Annotated in this window: 16 protein-coding genes; 12 read left to right on the forward strand and 4 right to left on the reverse strand. The window is 66.0% G+C overall.

The window, feature by feature from the left end; translation table 11 throughout:
• Window positions 1-35: 35 nt before the first annotated feature.
• On the reverse strand, window positions 36-389 hold the full coding sequence (locus E3O50_RS01015) for a hypothetical protein (RefSeq protein WP_134558241.1): 354 nt from the start codon (window positions 387-389) through the stop codon (window positions 36-38).
• Window positions 390-874: 485 nt separating this feature from the next.
• Between E3O50_RS01015 and E3O50_RS01020 the strand changes: the two genes are divergently transcribed.
• The 3 genes from E3O50_RS01020 to E3O50_RS01030 all read left to right on the forward strand — a co-directional run bounded on the left by E3O50_RS01020 (window position 875) and on the right by E3O50_RS01030 (window position 5,076).
• A complete protein-coding gene (locus E3O50_RS01020) occupies window positions 875-1,681 on the forward strand; it encodes a hypothetical protein (RefSeq protein ID WP_134558242.1) in 807 nt (268 codons plus the stop codon).
• Between the two features lie 89 nt (window positions 1,682-1,770).
• The gene (locus E3O50_RS19320; RefSeq protein ID WP_174774573.1) at window positions 1,771-3,066 is read left to right on the forward strand and encodes a chaplin family protein; all 1,296 of its coding nucleotides are present in this window, start codon (window positions 1,771-1,773) and stop codon (window positions 3,064-3,066) included.
• A 330-nt stretch (window positions 3,067-3,396) separates the two neighbouring features.
• Window positions 3,397-5,076, forward strand: coding sequence for a hypothetical protein (locus E3O50_RS01030; protein WP_134449700.1), 1,680 nt, complete (start codon window positions 3,397-3,399; stop codon window positions 5,074-5,076).
• A 290-nt stretch (window positions 5,077-5,366) separates the two neighbouring features.
• Here the strand turns inward: E3O50_RS01030 and E3O50_RS01035 are convergent, their stop codons facing one another.
• Entirely contained in the window at window positions 5,367-6,089 is a 723-nt protein-coding gene (locus tag E3O50_RS01035; protein ID WP_166790586.1) for an EAL domain-containing protein, read from the reverse strand.
• A 79-nt stretch (window positions 6,090-6,168) separates the two neighbouring features.
• On the opposite strand from E3O50_RS01035, the gene E3O50_RS01040 reads away from it, so the two are divergent.
• A complete protein-coding gene (locus E3O50_RS01040) occupies window positions 6,169-6,855 on the forward strand; it encodes a sugar transferase (protein ID WP_166790587.1) in 687 nt (228 codons plus the stop codon).
• Window positions 6,856-6,858: 3 nt separating this feature from the next.
• On the opposite strand, the gene E3O50_RS01045 is transcribed toward E3O50_RS01040, so the two are convergent.
• Together E3O50_RS01045 and E3O50_RS01050 are read right to left on the reverse strand one after the other, a co-directional pair.
• On the reverse strand, window positions 6,859-7,596 hold the full coding sequence (locus E3O50_RS01045) for a CPBP family intramembrane glutamic endopeptidase (protein WP_134449697.1): 738 nt from the start codon (window positions 7,594-7,596) through the stop codon (window positions 6,859-6,861).
• 38 nt (window positions 7,597-7,634) lie between these two features.
• Window positions 7,635-9,380, reverse strand: a complete 1,746-nt coding sequence (locus E3O50_RS01050; protein WP_166787400.1) for a bifunctional diguanylate cyclase/phosphodiesterase — start codon at window positions 9,378-9,380, stop codon at window positions 7,635-7,637.
• Between the two features lie 401 nt (window positions 9,381-9,781).
• Here E3O50_RS01050 and E3O50_RS01055 point away from each other — a divergent pair, with 401 nt between their 5' ends.
• The 8 genes from E3O50_RS01055 (at window position 9,782) to E3O50_RS01090 (ending at window position 20,330) form a co-directional block, all read left to right on the forward strand.
• Complete coding sequence (locus E3O50_RS01055; protein ID WP_134449695.1) at window positions 9,782-11,230, forward strand: polysaccharide biosynthesis tyrosine autokinase; 1,449 nt, start codon at window positions 9,782-9,784, stop codon at window positions 11,228-11,230.
• Window positions 11,227-11,931 (forward strand): low molecular weight phosphatase family protein, encoded by a 705-nt coding sequence (locus E3O50_RS01060; protein ID WP_134558246.1) that lies wholly within the window; start codon window positions 11,227-11,229, stop codon window positions 11,929-11,931. The genes E3O50_RS01055 and E3O50_RS01060 overlap by 4 nt, the downstream gene beginning before the upstream one ends.
• Before the next feature lie 2 nt (window positions 11,932-11,933).
• On the forward strand, window positions 11,934-12,938 hold the full coding sequence (locus tag E3O50_RS01065; RefSeq protein ID WP_134449693.1) for a hypothetical protein: 1,005 nt from the start codon (window positions 11,934-11,936) through the stop codon (window positions 12,936-12,938).
• A gap of 112 nt (window positions 12,939-13,050) precedes the next feature.
• Window positions 13,051-14,538, forward strand: a complete 1,488-nt coding sequence (locus tag E3O50_RS01070; RefSeq protein ID WP_241975228.1) for a sugar transferase — start codon at window positions 13,051-13,053, stop codon at window positions 14,536-14,538.
• A 167-nt stretch (window positions 14,539-14,705) separates the two neighbouring features.
• Window positions 14,706-15,236 (forward strand): hypothetical protein, encoded by a 531-nt coding sequence (locus tag E3O50_RS01075; RefSeq protein WP_134449691.1) that lies wholly within the window; start codon window positions 14,706-14,708, stop codon window positions 15,234-15,236.
• Between the two features lie 157 nt (window positions 15,237-15,393).
• Window positions 15,394-17,142, forward strand: a complete 1,749-nt coding sequence (locus tag E3O50_RS01080; RefSeq protein ID WP_166787399.1) for a DUF4012 domain-containing protein — start codon at window positions 15,394-15,396, stop codon at window positions 17,140-17,142.
• 144 nt (window positions 17,143-17,286) lie between these two features.
• Complete coding sequence (locus tag E3O50_RS01085) at window positions 17,287-18,708, forward strand: polysaccharide biosynthesis tyrosine autokinase (RefSeq protein WP_134449689.1); 1,422 nt, start codon at window positions 17,287-17,289, stop codon at window positions 18,706-18,708.
• Between the two features lie 131 nt (window positions 18,709-18,839).
• The gene (locus E3O50_RS01090; protein WP_241975229.1) at window positions 18,840-20,330 is read left to right on the forward strand and encodes a sugar transferase; all 1,491 of its coding nucleotides are present in this window, start codon (window positions 18,840-18,842) and stop codon (window positions 20,328-20,330) included.
• Window positions 20,331-20,761: the final 431 nt, after the last annotated feature.

Consider the following 20,761-nt stretch of genomic DNA (forward strand, 5'->3'; position numbering starts at 1 on the left):
ACCTCCGTGACTTGTGAAGATTTCAGATACCTCCACTAAGCCCGGAGGTCCTCCCTCTTCACAAGCCCGAAAGTGTCACCAACGTCATGGCCGGGTACAGCTAGCGCGGAGTCGTCATCGACGTAGACCTCGATGATCGCCAGCGCCGACAGGCCGGAGATGACCTCACCAATGCTGGCATCGCTCAGCCCGGGGACGGCGTTCAGGAGCGCGGCAGCGGCCTCGCGGCTGATGCTCGCCCCGGTCGCTGATGCCCCGGTCGCTGATCCTGAGGACGTCGGCGTTGGCGCCGGAGTGGCCCTGACGGCCTGCGGGGAACAAGCAGTGAGCACGGCAGCCATAGTCACGGCCGCGACAAGGGTGACGATCGAGCGAGTGCTGAGTTTCACTTCCGGATCCTCATCGAGTTGTGGTGTAGTCGCGGACGGTGGCGCGTGACGTCCCTCGCGAGGTGCAGCTCGTCTGCCTTCCCCAGGACTCGTGAAGCGAGAGGTTCTGTCGCCTGTCCACTCTTTGCCAGGCGTTTCCCCCGTAAGCCCCGTCCGAGCTTAACGAGATTGGGGCGGATCAGCGGTTCTCGTCGGACGACGTCACGCCCGGGACGGTGCGGGACCGTCGACTCGCCTGAACCTGTGAACTGCGAATCTCGTTCGCTGGCTTATCCGCGGGCCGTTTCGGCCGACCCAGGCCGGGGGATTTGCACCCTTGCCAGCCCATCCCAATTGCAGCGTGATGCAACATTCCCCAAGTGAGGCGGGGCCGGCGCTCAAGGCCCGTCCTGGTGAAGCTGGCAGTATCGACCAGTTTCGTGGACACGAGCTCCCCGTGCACCTACGGTCGGCCTTGTACACAACTGAGGACGGAGGTGAACGAGATGAATGATGCTGAGGCATTTCGTGCTCCCCGCGCCCTCTGGCTCGCTCTCGTCGCCGTTGCGCTCGGCATCGCCTGGTTCCTGTGCGGCGGGGCGAATCCCGCGTCGGCGACCGATCTGCTCCCCGATGCGCCTCCTGCAACGGATGCCGCCGCACCCGGCCTCCTGAACGCTTCCGTCCCGGAGCTGGTCGCCAGCGTTCCTGCCTTTGCAGTCTCCGTCGTGGCTGACGCACCTGGCGTCGACACCGCAACCATTGACGCGGCGTCCGCAGACGTGCCCGAAGCCGTTGGGACGGCCATGACGCCGATTCTGGCCGCCGTAGCTGCCGAAGTACCCGACGTCAGCATTCCGGACCTCAGCATCCCCGATGTGGCGGGTTCTCCTGTCACCGTGCCCGTCGCCGTGCCCACGATCGCCCTCGCGGTTTCAGACCTTTCCACCCTCGCGACTCGCACAGTGATCACCTCGGTCGTCCCGGCCGGGACCGTCTTCGTCGCGCCGAGCGCGCATCCGTTCCCGCCCTCTGTGCGCGGCACCGCCGGTACCCCCGACGCGGTCGCGAGCCTGACGCTACTTGATGCCGCGGCATCCGCTACCGGAGCCCCGCTCGGCACGCCGGGGCACCCCGTTAACCTGCCGCAGCCCACTCCGGATGCCGCAGCACCGGGCGGCGGCAGTTCGGCATCTCTGCTCGCAACGTGCGGATCAACACGCGCCGCGTCTGTCGCGGCTCTCCGTCTCACTTTCGAGGACGACGCCCTGCCGTCCTTCCTCTCCATCGACCCCGCTTCTTCTCCCGCCTGAGTAGGTCCCTACCGTGCTATCCCGACGGCATGCGGACCACCGCCACGCGTCCCTCGCGCGGCTCACTCACACTTTCAAGGAGAACCATCATGAACATCACTCTGTCCCGGGCGCTCTACGGCACCCTCTTCGTCGGGGCGCTCTCGCTCCTCGGCACGACCGCGGCGCACGCCGCAGACACCAGCGGCGACTCCGGAACCCTCTCGGGATCCCAGGTCGTCACCGACACCACGGCCCCTGTCCAGGTCTCCGGCAACGCGATCAGCGTCGTGGGCGACTCCGCCAGCACGGCACCGGCTCCTGCGGCTGCGTCCGCGTCGGCTCCTGCTCCTGCAGCCACACCGGCGCCAGCCGCTGCAACCACCTCGAGCTCCGACGGGACCGCCTCCGGCACCCAGGTCGTCGCCCCGGTCGCGGCCCCGGTGACCGCGTCCGGCAACGCCATCTCGGTGCTCGGCGACTCGACCTCGACCGGGTCGACCGGACCGGCCCCCGCCCCAGCCCCGGCGGCCACCCTGGCCCCGGCAACGACAACAGGAACCGACTCCCTTCTCGGCGGCACACAGGGCCTCACCAGCGTCGACGTGCCGATCACGGCATCGGGCAACGCGGTGAGTGTCATCGGTGATTCGGCGTCAACGGGCACACCGTCCGCGAGCACGGCGGATGCCTCCGCTCCCGCGGCCGGCTCCGGCCGGGTGACCTCGGGTGCGGACGGCATCGCATCAGGTACGCAGGTCGTCCCTGAAGTCGCTGCACCGGTGACGGTCGGCGGTAACTCCGTCGCGATCCTCGGTGACAGCAGCGCGACATCTGGTTCGCCGGCTCCGTCAGGGTCTGGCGCGGGAACGACCTCCGCTCCCACGGCAGGATCCGCCCCGGTGACCTCAGGTTCGGATGCCACGGCGTCAGGCACGCATGTCGACCCGGTGGTTTCCGCTCCGGTGACGGTCGGCGGCAACGCGGTCTCCGTCGTCGGTGACAGCGAGTTGGTGACCCCGACCTCCGTGACCCCGATGACCCCGATGACCACGGCTACAATGATGGCCCCGATGGCCCCGATGGCCCCGATGGCCCCGATGGCCCCGATGGCCCCGATGGCCCCGATGGCCCCGGTGACCTCGGCTATCCCGACGGATCCGACCGACGCGGCCGGCCCGACCGCCCTCATCGACACAATCGTGACATTCGGAGCTTCGGCGAAGTCGACCACGCCGGCGCACTCCGGCAAGGTCTCGGCCCCGGCCGCACTGTCGGTCACGGAGCTCGCATCGACCGGCATCGGCACACTCGAGTTCGGCGGTTTCGCCGGCCTGTCTTTGCTCATCGCCGGAGCCGCCTTGATGTTCACGCGACTGATGAACACCGGTCGTATGAACGTCTAGTCTCCACCCCTGATGCACGGATACCGTCGGCCCGACCGGACCGGCGGCATCCGTCGTTTAGGCGGTCCCGTGCTTGCCCTGAGGTGTCGCAGAACGACGTTGGAGGGGCGTGGGAACGTCGATCTGCGACGCTTCAGCGAGGGCCCACACTCATCGGTGAGTTGCAGAAACTAGATTTCACCTGCGATTCTCCACTACCCACTATCATCGTGGGCACACGTGTTGCGCGGGGGTGGTCCGCGACATGCAGGGGGCCGTCGTCATCGCCGGGTTCTGGCAGCCGCTTTCCGCCGCGCTCATGCCGACCGACGACCCGAGAAGGGCACCACCGTGAGCGACTCCCGCACCCTCCTGTTCGCCGAGGCCGCGAACCCCGCGACCTCGCCAGCCCGCCTCGCCAAGCTCGCCGCGAAGCATTTCGACCTGCATCGGGCGATCGCTGCGAACCCCGCGTGTTATCCAGGTCTTCTCGAATGGATGCGCGGCTGCGGCACGCTCGAACCGCTCGCACCCGCATTGACGCAGTCTCCAATCGCGGCGCAGGCACCGACCCGAAAGGCGGCGCACGCTGAGCCATCCGTGCCCGCCTATGCAGTCTCCCGGCCCGTGTCCCTGCCCGTGTCTGGCCCGGTAGGGGCCGGGTCGGGCGCACCCGGCGGCTGGCAGCAGCCCGTCGTTCGGGCCAGCGCCGCGGCATCCGCCGGACGTCGCCGCCGTCGGCCCGGCCTGCTCTGGGGATCGATCGGCGTTGCCGTGCTGTTGCTCGCCGGTGGCGGCGTCTGGGCGTACGCATCCGTCTTCTCCAAGATCGGCGGGTCGTCGACTCCGCAGGCCGCAGTCGAAAAGCTCCTGACCGGAGCGGTGTCGCTGGACCTGCTCAACGTGTACGGCTCCCTGTCTCCCTCGGAGATCACCTCGCTCCGAGGCCCGGTCGAGACGCTCGGCCGGATCAAGCTGGATTCCGCGACCAGCCCGACCGACTACACGGCCGTCTTCGAGAAGCTGCGACCGAACCTGAACGTCACCCTCACCGGCTTGGACTTCTTGGTCACCGACATCGGCGATGGGATTGCTGTGGTCGCCGTGACCGGTGGCCAGCTGCACGTCGACGGTGACCCGAACGCTCTCGCCGGTCTGTGGATGGACGCCGTGAAATCCCAGCTCACCGAGCAGCTGAAGGCGACAGGCTCCACCGACGAGCAGGTCGCGGCCTCGCTCGAGAAAACCCGCGCGGCCGCCGTGGCCGGCATCGACGCCGCGCTGCCCTACGACCGCAGTGCGAGCGACCTTAAGCAGGACCTGGGGAGGGACGTCTCCGCAGTCGCCGTGCAGGAGGGCGGCTCGTGGTACGTCAGCCCCCTGCTGACCGGGTTCGAGCAGGGCTTCCAGGACCGCCTGCGCGCGGACCCGACGCTCACCCGCGGGGCCATCGTCGCGCCGGCCACCTATGTCACGCCGGAGGACGCAGTCCGCGGGCTGGCCGACGGGGTCTCCGCCTACCTGGCCCGGGGAGATTCGGGCGCACTCGCCGCCGCGCTTCCCCTCGCCGAGCGGCGCCTTGTGAGCCTCTACGGCGTGCCCACCTCTTCAGTCGACGGACGGAGCCTGAACGTCACCAACGTCGGCGTCTCCAGCACGGTGTCCGGCGACACCGCCCGGATCACGCTGGATGACCTGTCCTTCGCGGGGGAGTCGGACTCGGTGCCGTATGCGTTCTCGATCTCGGGAGTGTGCGCCACGGTCGGGAGTGCCTCTGGCGCAAAGATCTGCCTCGATCAGATCCCCGGCTTCGCGAAGCTCGGAGCCCAGGATCTGCGGCTCATCGCCGTGCGCGAAGGCGACGGCTGGTTCGTCAGCCCGTTGCGCACCGTGGCCGATGCGAGCTCGATCGTGATCAACCGGGTGGCGCAGCTGAGCCAGAGCGGCGAGCTCGCCGACCTCTTAACCACGACAGCGAATGCCCCGATCACCTCCGACGAAACGGCTCCCGTCGAGGAGGGTGCCTACTGAGGCCCCCGACATCCGTGCGCGGCCGCGCCGGTTTTGGCAGGCCGCGCCGGTCTGGTGTCGCGGCCGCGTCGGTTTGCGCAGGCCGCGCCCGCCGTTTCGGGTGCGGCCTGCGGAAACGGTAGCGGCGGCGCGCGCGGCTGACCCGCGGATGCCCCGAGTCAGCGGGCNAGCGGCGGCGCGCGCGGCTGACCCGCGGATGCCCCGAGTCAGCGGGCGAGCTGGCCGGCGGCAATGCGCGAGCAGACCGCGGCGACGTCGGCGGATGCGGCCGGTCGCGAGAAGAAGAACCCCTACCCGTACTCGCACCCGTGTGCACGCAACCACTGCGCCTGCACCGCGGTCTCGATGTCCTCGGCGATGACGCTGCTTCCGAGGCCGCGCGCGAGCCCGAGGATCGACTGCACGAGCGGCGCATCCGTTTCGCGCAGCCCGATCGCCGAGATGAACCGGCGGTCGATCTTGAGCACGTTCGCGCGCACCTCGCTGAGCCGGGCCAAGTTCGAGAACCCGGTGCCGAAGTCGTCGACCGCGATCGCCGCCCCGGCCGCTTGCAGCTCGGCCATGTTGTCGTTCACCTCCGCGAACTCGGTGACGTAGTCGCTCTCGGTCAGCTCGATCTTGAGCGCACCGCGCGCGAGCCCCGAGCTGGACAGGATCGCGCGCACCCGGGCGGCGTACTGGGGGTCGCCGAGCTCGATGCCCGAGGCGTTGATGCTGACGAAGAACGGCGGATGCCCCGGCGGGGCCTGGATCGTCCAGCCCGTGGCCGTCGACATGGCCGTTTCGAGTACCCACTCCGCGAGGCGGGGCATCATTCCGCTCGTCTCGCAGAGCGGGATGAATTCCTCGGGGGAGATCGCGCCGCGTACCGGGCGCGTCCAGCGCAGCAGCGCCTCGACGCCCGCCGCGCGCATCGTGTCGAGGTCGATGATCGGCTGGTACACGACGGTGAACTCGCCATTCGCGATCGCAAGGCCGACGGCGGCGGAGGAGGCGTACTGGCCGCCGTGCACCCGGGTGGTTCCCCGGCCTGAGCATCGCGGCGACCGCCGACGCCAGCACGACGATCGAGTCGCTCGTGAGCATGCCGTCGTGCCGGGAGAGCGCAACGCTGATCGACACCGCGAAACCGGACGGCACCACCTCGTGGTCGCCCCCGGCCTGACCGACCTCGGCGGCCCCCGCATCAACACCCGACCCGTCGCCGGCCTGCCGCTGATCCACGTGGAGACGCCCCGGTTCGAGGTCGGCAAGCGGTTCACGAAGCGCGCCTTCGACCTCGTCATCGGCGGGCTGCTGCTTCTCGTGCTCTCGCCGGTGATGGCGGTCACCGCGCTGTCGATCCGCCTTGTCGGCATCGGCCCGGTGCTCACCCGCGAGCAGCGCATCGGCAGCGGCGGCCGCCCGTTCACCCTGCTCGGCTTCGGGTCGGTGGATGCCCGGCGCCCCGGCGCGCGCCGGCGCCGCTTCGGTCTCGACGAAGTCCCGCAACTGTTCAGCGTGCTCACCGGCACGATGTCCCTCGTCGGACCGCGCGCGCCGCTCGAGGACGAGGTCACGGGCTTCAACAGCCTCGAGCACCGCCGGTTCCTGATGAAGCCGGGCATGACCGGCCTCGGCGAACTCTACGAGCACTCCACCCTGCCCTGGGAAGAACGGCTGCGCCTCGACATGTACTACATCGAGAACTGGTCGATCGTGGGCGACGTGATCATCCTCTGGCGCACCGCACAGGCCGCCCGCCGCCGCACCCGCCGCGGCCGAATCCGAGCACGCTGACACCTACCCGAGCAGCGCCGGTACCACCACGAGCCCATTGAACACCACGTGCGCGATGATCGCCCCGCCGAGCCGCCCGGTGACCGCGGTGACGGATGCCGCCGCGAGCCCGAACACGAACGTCCCGGCCCCGACCACCCACAGGGCGGTCGGCGAACCGGCATCCACCACGTGCACCAGCGCGAACACCAGCGCACTCACCGTGCACGCGAGGGACAGGGCCACCGGGCGGCGGGCATCCCTGGCCGCGGCGACCGCGCGCAGCAGGAGCCCGCGGAAGAACAGCTCCTCAATAAAGGGGGCGATCAGCACCGGGGCGAGGAGCGACAGCACGATCCACCACGCGTCGTGCGCCGGGGCGTCGAGCGTGGCGCCCGCGGTGCCCATCTGCCCGTAGCCGGCGATCTCGAACAGGCTCGCCACCACCCGGGTCAGCAGCCCGATCGTGAGCCCCCAGAGCAGGTCCAACGGGTGGAAGCCCAGCCCGAAATCGCGGGCGAGCGAGCGGGAGCCGCGCAGGTAACAGGCCACGAGCACGCTTCCGAGCAGCGGAACCCACACCACCAGGTAGCTGAGCACCTCGACGAGCCGCGGGTCGGTGAGGTAGCCATGGCTGAGCGCCCAGTCGGCCGCGAGCACGAGCAGGATCGCCCCGACCGCGCCGGCAGCCGCGTCATCGAGACCCCAGCGCACGCGCCGGGCCGGGGGAGTGTCGGGCGCAGCGGGTGTGGGGTGGGTCATGCACTCAAACTATCGTGTCGCCCGAGCGCCCCGCCCGCCTATTCCGGGCGCAACGCCGCCGAGCGCGCGCTCAGCCCCGCGCACACCGCGGCAAGGTCGGCGGATGCCACGGGCCCGGAGAACAAATACCCTTGCGCGAAACGGCACGCATTTTCCTCGAGCCAATCGGCCTGGACATCCGTTTCGACCCCTTCGGCGATGACGCTGCTGCCGAGACCCCGGGCGAGCCCGAGGATCGACTGCACGAGCGGGGCGTCGTCGGCAGCGCAGCCGATCGCCGAGATGAAGCGGCGGTCGATCTTCAGCACGTTCGCCCGCACCTCGCTCAGCCGCTCGAGGTTCGACGAGCCGGTGCCGAAGTCGTCGATCATGATCGGAATGCCCGACGTCTGCAGCTGGGCCATGTTCGCGTGCACCGCGCCGTACTCCACGACGTAGTCGCTCTCGGTGAGCTCGATCTTGAGCGCTCCCGCCGGCAGCGCCGCAGCCGCGCACAGCGCGAGCAGCCGGTCGGCGTAGTGCGGGTCGCCGAGTTCGATGCCCGAGGCGTTCACGCTCACGTAGAACGGCGGCGCCCCCGGCTCGACCGGCATCGTCCACGAGGACGCGGTCGTCACGGCGGTGTGGACAATCCAGTCGCCCAGGCGCGGCATCGCACCGCTCGCCTCGCACAGCGGAATGAACTCGGCCGGCGAGATCGCGCCCCGGGTCGGGTGCGTCCAGCGCAGCAGCGCCTCGGCGCCCACGGCCCGCCGGGTGCGCAGGTCCACGATCGGCTGGAACACCAGACTGAATTCGCCGTTGGCGATGGCCTGCCCGACCGCGGTCGCGGTCGCGTAGTGCCCGCCATGGACGCGGGTGGTCCCGCGCCCCGCCCGCTTGGCGCTCGAGAGCGCCTCGGTCACCCGCGTGCGGAGCCCGGAGGCCGACTCGCCCGGCTCGTGGCCGGCGATGCCCGCGGAGAACACATGGACATCCGCCCGCATGGCCTCGACCGCGGCCTCGGCTTGCCAGGTGGTCATGCCCGGCAGCAGGATCGCGAATTCGTCGCCGGCCGTGCGGGCGACAACTGCGCCCGAGTCCGGGCCGCCGAGCCGCGTGCACCGTGCGGCGAAGTCGATGAGAATCGTGTCGCCGTAGGACCGCTGGCGTACTTCATTGGTGAGGGTGAAGTGGTCGAGGTCCACGAGCACGACCGTCGTCACGTCGCCGGGCGCGGCGCTCCGGACATGATCGTTGAGGATGCGTTTGAAGTAGATCCGGTTGCCGAGCCGGGTCAGGTCATCGGTCTCCGACTTCAGTGCGCTCGTCACGAGCCAGTGCAGGCCGAAATTCGCGATGATCGCCGCAGGGATGATCAGGAGCAGATCGATGCCGCGCATGCCCGGGTGCACGAACAGCGCGGTCGTGACGAGCACCGTGCCGGCCACGGCGAACGGCAGCGACTGCAGGATCGGCAGAAACATATAGGACAGCGCGAGGATCACGAGGATCCACGTGCTCATCGCGAGGGCCGAGGAGGTGGTGTCGGTCAGGTAGACGCTGACAGCGGTGTCGAGCAGCAGGAACGTGAGCACGATCATGCGCACGGCCCGGGTGAAAAACCGGCGAAAGAGAATCGACAGCAGCCCGACCGGCAGCGAGACACACGCGATGAGGACGAACAGGCCGGCGTGCGGGGCCAGGCTCTCCTCCGGTGTGCCCACGTAGACGAAGAGCACGAGGGATGCGAACGTCGTCAGGCTGCCGAGCAGCAGCCCGGCCACCTTCGGGTTGTCGAACATTCCCGGATGGAACGTGACCATCAGCTCGGCCCGGAAGAATCTCCCCAGAGATTCTCTCCATCGGTGTGTGCGATTCCCCCCTGAATCGTCCATCAGCCGGTTATCTGTGGTGGGGCCAGGGCTGGCCCGGTTCCGCACGCGGAAGACGACTCCCGCTGCACCTCGTTGTATGCAAATGTCGCGCCCATGCAGCGAGCCTACCGCCGCCACTCCCGCCCAGGCGGATGTCGCCGCTCGGCCGCCGCTCGCCCCACCCCCATTTGCCTAGATTCATGACCCCCATTGAGGCACATTGCCCAGTCACGGACGGAGAGCGCGAACCTTATGTGACAACATGTCAGGGGCGCACGAATCGCGCTGCCGTGCGCCAAAAAGTAAGTCAACACAGGAAGGGCCGCCTAGTGGAACTTCGCGACTACATTCGCATCCTCCACAAGAGCTGGGTGATGATCCTCATCTTCGTGCTCGTCGCCGTCGCCGCCGCGGCCACGTACTCGCTGATGCAGACCCCGAAATTCAGCGCATCCGCCAAGGTCTTCGTCTCGACCCAGTCCACCGGCACCGCCCAGGACCTCGCCCAGGGCAACAGCTTCTCGGTGCAGCGGGTCAAGACCTACTCCGACCTCGTGGCCGCCCCCATCGTGCTCCTGCCGGTGATCGGCACCCTCGGGCTCGGCATCACCGCCGATGACCTCGCCAAGCAGGTCACGGCATCCGCCCCGCTCGACACCTCGATCATCGAGATCGCGGTCAGCGACACAGACCCTGTGCGGGCCGCCGACATCGCCAACGCCATCTCGATCAGCCTCGCCGCCGTCGTGCAGACCATCGAAACCCCCGAGTCCACCGCCACCGGCGTCGCCGGTGTCTCCCCGGTCAAGCTCACCCGGGCGCAGGAGGCCACCGTACCGAGCGCCCCGGTCAGCCCGAACGTACCTCTTAATATCGCCCTCGGCCTGCTCGTGGGCCTCGCCCTCGGCGTCAGTGCCGCAGTCCTCCGCGAAACCCTCGACACCCGCATCCGCAACGAGCGCGATGTGGAACAGGTCACCGACATCCCCATCCTCGGCGGCATCGTCTTCGATGCCAAGGCCCAGGACCGACCCCTGATCGTGCACGTCGACCCGCGCAGCCCGCGCGCCGAGAGCTTCCGTACGCTGCGCACCAACCTGCAGTTCCTCGACGTCGGCCGCACCGACCGCAGCTTCGTGATCACCTCATCGATCGAGAGCGAGGGCAAGAGCACCACCGGCGCCAACCTCGCCATCGCGCTCGCCGACTCGGGCGCCCGCGTCCTGCTCGTCGACGCCGACCTCCGCCGCCCGAAGATCGCCGACTACATGGGCATCGACGGCACCGTCGGCCTCACCGACCTGCTCGTCGGCCGCGCCGATCTGGCCGACATCATCCAGCCGTGGGGGCGCTCCAAACTGTTCGTGCTGCCGGCCGGCCAGGTGCCGCCCAACCCGAGCGAACTGCTCGGCTCCGCCCGGATGACCTATTTCATCGGGGAATTCAACAAGAACTTCGACGTCGTCATCTTCGACGCCCCGCCGCTGCTCCCGGTGACGGATGCCGCCATCCTGGCCAAGAGCGTCGGCGGCGCCCTCGTCGTCGTGGCCGCAGGGCGCGTGCACAAGAATCAGCTGACCGGCGCCATCGCCGCGCTCGGAAACGTCGGGGCGTCGGTGTCCGGCCTGGTGCTCACGATGCTGCCCACCTCAGGGGCGGATGCCTCGGGTTACGGCCGCTATGGCTATGGCTACGGCTATGGTTATGGCGCCGACGATGCCGATACTGTGGACATCACCCCCCGAAATGGGGTCCGAAAGACGAAGGTGCGAAATTGACGATTGACCCAGACCCGACGGCCCCAGCCGCCGAGCCTCCGTTCAGCATTCTGGTCGTCTGCACCGGAAACATTTGCCGTTCGCCGCTCGCCGAGCAGCTGCTCACCACACGACTCACGAACTCCGGTATCCCCGTCCGCGTGACGAGTGCCGGCACCTATGCCATGGTCGGCAAGGGCATGCCCGATGAAGCCGCCGCCCTGTCCGTGCGCTACGGCGGGGACCCGCGCGCCCACGTCTCCCGCCAGCTCACCGCGCGGCTCGTCGCGGACGCCGACCTCGTCGTCACTGCCGACCGCGAACACCGCGGCGAGGTCGTCTCCCTGCACCCGCGCGCCGCCCGCTACGCCTTCACCCTCAACCAGCTGGCCCGTCTGATCGACGGCCTCCGCGACGCCGAATTTGCCGCAGCGGAACACGCCGCCGCCGAACGCCCCGGCGCCGACAGCGCACCCGTCGGCCACTCCGACCACAACGCCGGCACCGCACCTCTCACTGCCGCTGACACCCTCCGCGCCTTCATCGCCGAGATCGCGGCCAGCCGCGGCCTCACCCCGCCACCGGCCGACCCGGCCGACGATGACATTGAAGACCCGTACCGTCGCTCCCTCGCTACCTATGACCGTGTCGGAGTCGCGATCGACGCCTCGGCCGCGACGATCGCGACGGCACTCACCGGCGCACTCACCAAGGTGGCCTGACCATGGCTCGCAACGTCCGTCACGTTCCGAAAGACAGTTCCCGCCGCCGCGTCTGGGTCTACATCGGCGTCGCCGCGTTCATCCTCTTCGACATCCTGCTGATCCTCTGGGCCATCAACTCCACCCGCGCCACCGCCAGCGGTTCGGCTCCGCGCCCCATCCCCACCTACACGACGACCCCGGCAACGCCGGTGGCCACGCCGACCGCAACGCCCACGCCGACACCCACCCCGACCGCCGGCGCCGACTCCGCGGGCATCGTCGCGGTCCCGGCCACCCGCATCCTCTCGGCCGTCAGCGCCACCACCGCATGGCGTGCCTCGACCGGCGCCTGCCCCGCCACGGCCGCCACCCCCGAACTCACCACCGATTCGGGCGCCACCTGGGCGAGCACGGACGCCACCGGCCCCACCAAGGTCACCGCGGTACAGAGCCTGTCCGCGTCCTCCGCGACCACCGTCACCCTCATGGGCCTCACCGCCGCCGGCTGCGCACCCGAGGTCGTCAAGACCTTCGTCTCCGGCGACAACTACAAGGCCTACCCCGAGCAGGTCGCCACCAGCTGGTACGTCAACCCAGCCAACCGCGCCGTCGTGCACGCCCCCGCCGGCCAACACCCCGCCCCCTGCGACGCCGTCGTTTCCCTCGCCCCCCGGAGTGACACCGCCGCGGCCGCGCTCTGCGGCGACGGTCGCCTCTTCACTACGACGGATGCCGCCGTCACCTGGTCCACCCCGGCAACCCTCCCCGGTGCGATCGCCCTCGCCCTCGCCCCCGCCACCTCGGGCTACCTCGTCGTCTCGGCGGGCCGTCCCGAGTGCGCCGGCGCCCAGCTACTCACCGTGACCGACGCTCTCGCACCCACCGTGGCCGGCTGCTACGCCGTGAGCACCCCGGCGACGGCCATGGCCGGAACGGTCGCCGTCTCCGAGGCAGCCGGAACCATCTGGCTCTGGGCCGGCGAGCAGGTCGTGCGTTCCACCGACTCCGGAGCGACCTTCAAGTAACACCCCCCTCAATGGGGCACACCGTTCGTTCCTAGACTGGTAGCTGAGCGAGACACCCCGAATGTGTCTGTGCACCCGGATCCTTTCGGGCGCGCACCCGTTCGGAGGAGACATGAGCGCATCCACGGCGTCCCCCGTCGAGAGCACCGCATGCCCTCCTGCCGCGCGCGATTGGCGTCGCATTTACGCCCGGCGCCTCATGTTCACCGACTTCCTGGTGCTCATCTGGGTCGTGTTCGGCGTGCAGATGCTGTGGTTCGGGGTGGATACCGCCAGTCTGTCCATGAGCCGCAGTCACTCTGATCTCGCCGTCAACTACAGCGTCGTCTCGGTCGTGCTCATCGCCGCCTGGATGATCATCCTGGCGGCATACGACACGCGCGGCCTCCGGGTGCTCGGAACCGGACCCGACGAATACAAGCTCATCGCCAACTCCTCCCTGCGCCTCTTCGGGCTGCTGGCCCTGGTCGCGTACCTGTTCCATATCGACGTGGCCCGCGGCTACATTCTCATCGCTTTCCCGCTCGGCATCGTGGTGCTCATCTTCTCCCGGTGGATGTGGCGCCAATGGTTGGTTGTCCAGCGCACCAACGGCCAGTTCTCGTCCCGCGTGATCCTGGTCGGGTCACTCTCCTCGACGGCGCGCATCAACCGTGAACTGTCCCGCCAGCCCGGCGCCGGCTACTGGGTCGTGGGGGCCTGCATCACCGGCGCTGCCGCGGGCGGCGTGCTCCCGGACACTCAGGTGCCGGTCTTCGGATCCATCGACACCGTCCATTCGGCCCTCGGCGCGACGGGTGCCGATACGGTCGTCGTCACGGGCGCCGACGAAATGACCGCTCAGCTCATCCGCGAGCTGAGCTGGAGCCTGGAACCCGGGCTGCAGCACCTCGTGGTCGCTCCGCGACTCATCGATGTCGGTGGCCCGCGCATCCACATGCGCCCGGTCGCCGGGCTACCGCTCATGCATGTCGAGACGCCGAGCTACGAAGGCCGCAAGATCCATACCAAGCGCGCCTTCGACCTGGTGGTGTCCGGTCTGCTCCTCGTGGTCCTGTCACCGGTGTTCGCACTGGTCGCTCTCGCCATTCGGGTGGGCGACGCCGGTCCGGTGCTGTTCAGTCAGGCCCGGGTGGGCTTCCACGGCGACACATTCCGCATGTTCAAGTTCCGCTCCATGGTCATCGACGCGGAAAACCGGCTCGCGGACACCAGCACCCTCGACCGTGCCGAGGGCAACGTTGTTCTGTTCAAGATGAGAAACGACCCCCGGATCACCCCTCTCGGCCGATTCCTGCGCCGGTGGAGCCTTGACGAACTGCCCCAGCTTGTCAATGTCTTCCTCGGCACCATGTCCCTCGTCGGGCCGCGCCCGCCCCTCGCTGCAGAAGTCGACCAGTACGAGAGCCATGTTCATCGCCGGTTCCTCGTCAAGCCGGGAATCACCGGACTGTGGCAGATCAATGGCCGATCTACGTTGTCCTGGGAAGAAAGCGTTCGCCTCGATCTGTACTACGTCGAGAACTGGTCGCTCGCGGGAGACTTCACGATCCTGTGGCGCACGGCGAAGACCGTTCTCCAGCGCACCGGCGCTTACTGATCGCCGGCACAAGCCACCCCAGTGCGAGGGTCATTCCGGCGGGTCGACGCTCGTGGGGCCGTCCAGCCCTGACTTCAGCTGTGAATCTACCGTATGGTAAAGAAGTGCCTTCAAGACGTTCGCACGCGCCGGCACATCCAATCACGTTTCAGCAGGGGGATTCACTCATGGCAAAAAAGGCTTTCGCAGCGGCAGCGCTCACGATTCTGGCTATCTTCGCCGCACCCGCCGCCGCCAACGCAGCCGGGTACGTACCCCCGACCAATGACACCGTTACCGGCACCCCGGTCGCCGGCGGCAGTGTCGCGGTGGACTTCATCGCCGGTTCTTACACCAACGGCGAGACCGTCAACATCTCGGTAGACGGTTCCGGAACCGCCACCCTGTCGGCCGTCAAGGCCAACGTTGCCACGCTGGCCAAGGCCGCGACCGCAACCGGGGCCTTGGCCGTCAAGGTCACCCTGCCGACGAACGCCACCGGCTCCTACACGCTCACCGGAACCGGGGCGACGTCCGGCCTCATCGGCACCTCGACCATTACCGTCGTCGCAGCGGATGCCGGCACCTCTGCCGGACTCGCGAGCACCGGCTACAACGCCCCGATGCTCCTCATCTGGAGCGCAGCGGGCGCCGTCCTCCTCGGCATCGCACTGGTCCTCGTGCTCGGCTATGTTCGTCGCAAGCGCGCCAACGCGTAATACCCCGCGCTGACCCCGGCGCACAGCTTTTCGACAGGCCCCGAGCACACGCTCGGGGCCTGTCGTTTTTGTCTGGTTTACTAGACGAATGTCCCACGCGCACGCATCTGCACCGGTCCAGGGTCGGCGTCGACGGGGACGACGAATTTGGCTCTCGGTGGGCATTCCCCTTGTATTGCTCGTCGGGATCGTCGCCTGGGTGGGCGTGCGCGCCTACCTCGCTAAGGGTGAGCTCGAGGCCGCCCTTCCGCTCGCGGCGCAAATCCAGGCCCAGGTGGTCGCCGGCGATGGCGAATCGGCCCAGCCAACGGCCCGAGCCCTGTCCGACCATTCCGCGAGTGCCGCAGCTCTCACCAGCGACCCGGTCTGGCGCGCATTCGAAGGCATCCCGGTGCTCGGCCCTAACCTCACGGTGGTTCGTCAGCTCGCCGCCGCGACCGACGACATTGCCCAACAGGCCGTCCTTCCTCTGACGAAGATCGCCGGAACCATCAGCCTGAGCGACTTCAAACCGGTCAACGGTGCGATCAACCTCAAACCGATGACGGATGCCCAGCCCCAGATCGATGCGGCCGATGCAGCTCTCGCCGCCGTGAAGCAACGTGTCGACGCGATCGACACGACGGACACACTGTCCGTGGTGACCAGCGCGGCGGAAAAGCTGTCAACTTCGGTGGACAAGGCGGCCGACGCCGTGAACACGCTTGACCGCGCCGTGCGTGTTGTGCCCGGCATGCTCGGGGCCTCCGGGCCACGCAACTATATCGTGCTGTTCCAGAACCCCGCGGAACTCCGTGCCTCCGGTGGCATCCCCGGTGCACTCGCCCTTATCCACACGGAAGACGGTGCGATCACCCTCGCACAGCAAACCGCTGGCACTGACTTCCCGCATTACGCGCAACCGGTCTTGCCTCTTCCAACAGAGACGCGAGGGCTTTACGGCGACATAGTCGGCGAATATATTCAGGACGTCACTCTCACGCCGAATTTTCCGCTATCGGCGTCACTCGCGCGCGAAATGTGGAAACGCCAGTTTGGTGTCGAGGCCGACGGCGTCATCTCCATCGACCCGGTGGCCCTCAGTTATCTCCTTAAAGCCACCGGCCCCATTACTTTGGCGACAGGCGACGTCCTTACCTCGGACAATGCCGTACATCTCCTGCTAAGCGATGCCTACGCGCGATACACGAAGCCAGCCGACCAGAACGCATTCTTCGCGGGGGCCGCCTCGTCGGTATTCTCGGCGTTGGCCAGCGGCGGCGCTAACCCGAAGTCGCTCCTCGAGGCGTTGGGCCAAGCTGGTGCCGAACGACGCGTTCTGGTTTGGAGCGCACACGATGACGACCAGGCTGTTCTCCAGGACACCTCCTTGGCCGGTCGTCTACCGGTGACCGACGCCGACACGACGCGGTTTGGCGTCTACCTCAACGATGCCACTGGCGCAAAAATGGACACACACCTGGACGTGCAGGTAGCTGTCGGCAATGCTGTCTGTCGACAGGACGCGCGGCCGTATTATGCCGTGACTGTGAATCTGAAGAACACGGCACCCGCCGATGCTGCGAAGTCATTGCCCGAATATGTGACGGGGGGAGGTCATTTTGGTGTCACCCCCGGAAACGTGAAGACGATCGTATCGGTTTACGGGGCACCAGATATGCAGAACCTGGGCGTCATGCGAGACAACGTCGTCATCGGCTACCACCCGGCGACTGATGCGACCTATCCGGTTAGCGCATCTAGCATCGAATTGGCTCCAGGAGAGAGTGCGGTTCTCACATTTGGATGGCTAGGGGCTGGACCTCTGACGAGTGATGTCTCTGCTCAGATCACTCCTGGTACTTCGCGAGTTGTCGCAACGAATGCGTCGTCACGCTGCGATTCCTTGCTCTGGCCACAGCGATGACTGTCTCTCGACCGTCATATGTCGGGGGTGTTAACGCTGCGTCCGACAGGCATTCTTTGACGCACCGTAGGTCGCAACTGTGACACCATAATGGGGGGCGTCAGAAGTCGGCCTCGAAAGTGAACGTCATAGGAAGGCCGCTGAGTGGAACTTCGCGACTATATTCGGGTCTTACGTAAGAGCTGGGTCCTCATCGTACTTCTGTTGCTCGTTGGTCTGGGAGCGGGTGCCACCTACTCTTTGACGACAACGCCTTTATACAATGCGTCGTCGAAGGTCTTCGTCTCAACGCAGGGCGGAGGCACAAGCCAGGAGCTGGCGCAGGGCAACACCTTTACTGTGGCCAGAGTGAAGACTTATGCCGATCTAGTGGCTACACCGATCGTTCTCCTTCCGGTGATTGGAAGCCTCGGGCTTAACATGACTTCCGTTGATTTGGCAAAGCAGGTCACGGCTTCAGCCCCTCTTGACACGTCGATTATTGAAATCGCCGTCCTGGACCCGGATCCCGTGCGGGCCGCCGATATTGCCAATGCCGCTTCTCAGAGCCTTACTGCCGTTGTCCAGTCCATCGAGACTCCCGAAGCCATTGACGCCGTATCGCCTGTCAAACTCACCCGGGCACAAGAAGCAACAGTGCCCAGCAAGCCAGTGAGCCCAAACGTCCCGCTGGATATTGCGCTTGGTGCTCTGATAGGACTTGCTCTAGGAATCGGCTTAGCAGTCCTACGCGAAGCGATGGAGACTCGCATTCGAAATGAGCGCGACGTCGAGCAGGTTACTGATGTGCCGATCTTGGGCGGAATCGTCTTCGACCCGAAAGCCAAGGAACGCCCGCTCATCGTGCATGTGGACCCGCGCAGTCCCCGGGCTGAGTCGTTCCGTTCTCTTCGAACGAATCTCCAGTTCCTTGACGTGGGTCGGACAGAACGCAGCTTCGTCATAACATCATCTATAGAAAGCGAAGGAAAGAGCACCACGGGTGCAAACCTCGCGATCACACTGGCTGATGCTGGCGGCCGTGTTCTTCTCATTGACGCCGATCTGCGGCGCCCAAAGATCGCAGACTATATGGGTGTAGAGGGGAGTGTTGGACTCACCGACGTCCTAATCGGTCGAGCGGAATTGTCCGACGTTATTCAGCCGTGGGGCGAGGGTCGTCTCTTCGTGCTCCCGGCAGGCAAGATACCGCCCAACCCCAGTGAGCTGTTAGGTTCAGCCCGAATGGCCGATCTCATTGCGCAGTTCAATCTCACCTTTGACGTGGTGATCTTTGACTCGCCGCCATTGCTGCCTGTTACGGACGCGGCAATCCTCGCGAAGAATGTGGGTGGGGCCATCATCGTGGTCGCGGCCGGCCGCACCCACAAGAATCAACTTAGGGGCGCAATCGCAGCATTGGGGAGCGTCGGTGCACCGGTTTCGGGACTCGTGCTGACCATGCTGCCGACCAAAGGCCCTGATGCTTACGGCTACGGTCACTACGGCTATGGATATGGCTATGGGTATACCCAGGACGTCACGGACGAAAAGGTCCGGAGCCGCGCGCGCATCAAGAAGGTATAGATCGACTGAATTTCGCTGGTTAATGCCACCGTAACCACAATGGGGTACCTTCTTGCCTACGTCGTCGTGGTCTGGCGTTGGCGTCAATCAAATCGAGACATGGCGGAAAGTGCAGCGCCATGAGGAGCAATATGAAAAAGCGCACTGGCATAGCCGGGGTACCTATTGAGATCGAAAAGACCGGCGGGCGAAATTGGAGGGTTTCATATGCCGCTCGACTTGTCGCTTCTGATCTTCTTGTCCTGATTTGGGTAGTTTTTGGGGTCCAAATCGCATGGTTCGGCATCGCAGCCTCGGATGTGCAATTTCGAGGTAGCCTCGCGGACACAGCGATCAGCTATTCAGTAATCTCCATTGTGCTCATCGTGACATGGATGATTTCCTTGGGTATCTATGGCTCGCGAGGCTACCGAGTGCTGGGCACTGGCTGGCAGGAGTACCGCTTGGTGGCGGGAAGCACTGTCCGTCTTTTCGGTCTGGTGGCGCTAATCGCCTATCTCTTCCAGATCGATTTAGCGCGAGGCTATATTCTCATCGCGTTTCCTCTCGGACTGGCAGTTCTCGCTCTTTCGCGTTGGATGTGGAGACAATGGCTTGGAGTGCACCGTCTCGATGGGCGCTATTCCTCCCGAGTGCTCCTAGTCGGGTCGGAAGTGTCCGCAACGCATTTGGCTCGTCAATTGGCGCGCCAGCCCAAAGCCGGTTATCTCGTCGTCGGGGCTTGTATTCCCAGCGGGCTCGTAGCGGGGTATCTACCGGACAGTGCAATACCTGTGTTCGGCAATCTCGACAAATTGCAGGCGGCGATGACCGCAGTGGGCGCCGACACGGTTGTGATTACCAGTAGTGACGAGCTGTCACCAGAACGAGTTCGAGAATTGAGCTGGAGCCTGGAACCAGGCAGACAACACCTAGTCGTCGCACCGAGCTTGACGGACATCGGTGGTCCACGTATCCACACCCGACCGGTCGCTGGATTGCCGCTCATCCACGTCGAGACGCCAAGGTTCGAAGGCCGGAATTTCTTTGCTAAGCGTGCCTTCGATCTATTGTGCTCGGGTTTGCTTATAGTCGTACTTTCGCCGTTCCTCCTCATCATCGGAGCCGTAATTCGGCTCAGCACACCTGGGGACGTGCTATTTCGGCAGGAGCGAGTGGGTATTAACGGTCGACACTTCAGCATGCTGAAGTTCCGATCTATGGTTACAGATGCAGAAGCACTGCTAGTCGGGCTCCGGGACGAAGCGCGCACTGAAGGCAACTCCGTACTCTTCAAGATGAAGGAGGACCCTCGAGTTACTCCCATCGGAAAGTACCTTCGACGTTTTAGCCTCGATGAACTTCCGCAGTTATTCAACGTATTTGGTGGCTCGATGTCCTTGGTCGGGCCAAGACCCCCCCTAGAACGGGAAGTTGCTGAATATGAGAATCACGTTCATCGTCGATTCCTCGTGAAGCCCGGTATTACGGGCCTCTGGCAGGTAAGCGGTAGGTCCAACTTGTCGTGGGAGGACACGGTCCGCTTGGATCTCTACTACGTCGAGAACTGGTCGATCACTGGAGACATCGTGATCTTGTGGCAGACGGCCCGTGCTGTATTAGCAAGTGATGGTGCCTACTAATGTGCAATGCAGCAACCGGAATGGTGCGCATCGGATACCACTCGATCGCTGATCTACGGGGCGATCGTTGCTGGGTTGTCTTGAAGACTTCAGGAAGACCGCAATTTTGCGATGGCTTCGCTCGAAGCGCCACCACAGTTCCTTGGAACCCGCCAGCTGCTCAGACTCATCTTTCACTCGGTACAGCGCGACTGTGGCGCTCTTTCTTCAGAAGAGGAGTACGGTCGCAGCGCGCAATCCCGGCTCGAATAGCCATACCGCAGTCGCAGTCGGGTCAGGGATTTGCAGAGCGGATTTCTCGGGCCCCTAGACACCTATCGCAAGAGGGAACGGGGCTGCACCGTAATCCCAAGGCGGAATCCCTCGAGTTCGCGAAGCATGCAGTTCACGGGCTCGGGTACCGAAACGAAAGACCGGACTTTTCGTGGGAC

The sequence above is a fragment of the Cryobacterium sp. MDB1-18-1 genome, assembly GCF_004402735.1.
GTDB classification, from domain to species: domain Bacteria; phylum Actinomycetota; class Actinomycetes; order Actinomycetales; family Microbacteriaceae; genus Cryobacterium; species Cryobacterium glucosi.

Coding starts and splice junctions, on each gene's coding strand:
- E3O50_RS01075 (WP_134449691.1), top strand. CDS start 14,706: ATGGCAAAAAAGGCTTTCGCAGCGGCAGCGCTCACGATTCTGGCTATC.
- E3O50_RS01050 (WP_166787400.1), bottom strand. CDS start 9,380: ATGTTCGACAACCCGAAGGTGGCCGGGCTGCTGCTCGGCAGCCTGACG.
- E3O50_RS01045 (WP_134449697.1), bottom strand. CDS start 7,596: ATGACCCACCCCACACCCGCTGCGCCCGACACTCCCCCGGCCCGGCGC.
- E3O50_RS01090 (WP_241975229.1), top strand. CDS start 18,840: ATGAAAAAGCGCACTGGCATAGCCGGGGTACCTATTGAGATCGAAAAG.
- E3O50_RS01070 (WP_241975228.1), top strand. CDS start 13,051: ATGAGCGCATCCACGGCGTCCCCCGTCGAGAGCACCGCATGCCCTCCT.
- E3O50_RS01020 (WP_134558242.1), top strand. CDS start 875: ATGAATGATGCTGAGGCATTTCGTGCTCCCCGCGCCCTCTGGCTCGCT.
- E3O50_RS19320 (WP_174774573.1), top strand. CDS start 1,771: ATGAACATCACTCTGTCCCGGGCGCTCTACGGCACCCTCTTCGTCGGG.
- E3O50_RS01065 (WP_134449693.1), top strand. CDS start 11,934: ATGGCTCGCAACGTCCGTCACGTTCCGAAAGACAGTTCCCGCCGCCGC.